The 1937-nt window shown below is 43.1% G+C and carries 2 protein-coding genes; both read right to left on the bottom strand.

Going from position 1 to position 1937, the window contains the following annotated elements; translation table 11 throughout:
* Positions 1-22: 22 nt before the first annotated feature.
* Complete coding sequence (tnpC, locus tag AAEY57_RS19075; protein ID WP_350595469.1) at positions 23-1546, bottom strand: IS66 family transposase; 1524 nt, start codon at positions 1544-1546, stop codon at positions 23-25.
* Between the two features lie 70 nt (positions 1547-1616).
* Positions 1617-1937: IS66 family insertion sequence element accessory protein TnpB (gene tnpB, locus AAEY57_RS19070; protein ID WP_350608562.1), on the bottom strand; the 321-nt coding region annotated here is incomplete at its 5' end.

The raw sequence follows: 1937 nt of genomic DNA, 5'->3' as shown, positions 1-1937 counted from the left end.
GTAAACGTCCGGTGATCATCACCTAGATATTGATATTCCAAGGCAATAATTGTTCTATGTCTGGCTCAGGCTGACAAAGCTCATCGAGGCAATGCATGATGTAATCAAATGGCGTTAAGCCGTTGGATCTTGCAGTTTCGATGATGCTGTATAGGTGAGCGCTTGCTATTGCGCCGCGTGAGGTTTGGCTAAACATCCAGTTCTTACGGCCAATAACAAATGGTTTGATAGCGCGCTCGGCGCGGTTATTGTCGATATTAAGCTGACCATTTTCAAGATAAACTATAAGTTTATGCCATTGATTAGCGAGATAGGTTGCTGCCTCTGCTAACTTGGTTTTCCCGACTAAACGTGGCTGGTTTTGCTCTAGCCATTTATGCAGTTTATCGATAATAGGTTTCGCTTGCTCTTGCCTTATTTCATGCTTTTGTTCTGGTGTTTTATCGTTGAGTTTTGATTCAATGCCGTACAGTTTTTGAATAAGACTCAAGACTACGTCGGCTTTGCCTGTCTTGTTTTTACCCTGCACGTGTTTTGCTTCTATAAATTTACGACGTGCATGGGCCCAGCAACCAACTAGTGTTGATTGCGTTTGTGCATACGCTTGATAACCATCAACCTGTAAATAGCCCGAATAGCCATCCAGATAATTAACCACACAGGAAGCTGCCCGACTATTTTGATAGTCGTAAAGCACAATGTTTGGCATTGAGTTGTGTTTATTTATAGCCGATGGCGAATCCGTGCCGGTACAATATAGCCACATGTAACTTTTTACTTTGTCGGCGTTGACCACATTGACCGTCGTTTCATCGGCATGTATCGCAGGCTGTTTAAGTAACGCGTGTTTCAGTCGTTGTATCAGCGGTTCAAACAAGGTAGCGGATGCGAGTACCCAGTCACTCATGGTTTTACGGCTAAGCTCAATGCCGTATTGCTTGAACATCGACTCTTGTCTGTGCAGTGGCAGTGCATATTGATATTTGCTGGTGATGATTTGACTTAACAAACTGGACGTGGCCATGCCTTTGTTGATGGCCATGTTTGGCATCTTGGCTTGTTTAATACTGTTATTCGACCCTGACTTATCACATTCACGACACGCGTACTTTGGGCGAATATGCTCAATGACTTTTATCTTTGCGGGAACGAAGTCGAGCTTTTCGCTGACGTCTTCACCCATTTTATGCAACTCATTACCACAGCAGTTACACAACTTGTCTTCTTCGGCAATGTCATGAATCACTTGCTCACGGGGTAAGTCTTTGGGTAATGGTTTGCGCTTTGGTGTTTTGCGAGTGTAGATAATCTCTTGCGTAGCAAGCTCATCAAGTTGCTCAATGATGTCTTCGGCTTCATTAAACAATTCACCTTGTGCGTCAAAGACTTCGGCACTTTTACCAAATTGTTTTTGTTGCGCTAGGCGGAATTGTTCCTCTAGATACCGGTTTCTTGCAGTCGCTTGCGCTAATTTTTCAGCGTGCTCTGCCAGCAGCTTTTTAAGCAAAGCCGGATCGTCTGGAAGGCAGTTAACATCAATGTTCATCCTTTTATTTTATAATGTTTTTTACCGTAAACTAGCTTAATGCGATGGTTAATATTGATCCCGCGACGATCTAAATAATGCTAGCGTTTTCGATGTTGATTTGTTGATGCCCTATGACATCATACCCAGATAATAACCAGTGTAATTGTTGCTCGGTTAAGTTTAGGGTGTCGGCGCTGAGGTTTTTCGGCCATTTAAATTTGTGCTTATCGAGGCGTTTATACCACAGGGCAAAGCCTGTGTTATCCCAATACAATATCTTCAGCTTATCTCGGCTTTTATTACAAAAAACAAACACGGCACCGGATAGCACTGACAGTTCGAGTTCACTTTCAACAATGGCCGCTAAGCCATTAATGGATTTTCTGAAGTCGACAAACTGATTGCAAAG

It is taken from the genome of Pseudoalteromonas sp. MER144-MNA-CIBAN-0113 (assembly GCF_040308965.1).
Taxonomy (GTDB): domain Bacteria; phylum Pseudomonadota; class Gammaproteobacteria; order Enterobacterales; family Alteromonadaceae; genus Pseudoalteromonas; species Pseudoalteromonas tetraodonis.
Note: the sequence above shows the minus strand (reverse complement) of the source record. Positions and strands in the feature narration are given on the sequence as shown.

Coding starts and splice junctions, on each gene's coding strand:
- tnpC (WP_350595469.1), bottom strand. CDS start 1,546: ATGAACATTGATGTTAACTGCCTTCCAGACGATCCGGCTTTGCTTAAA.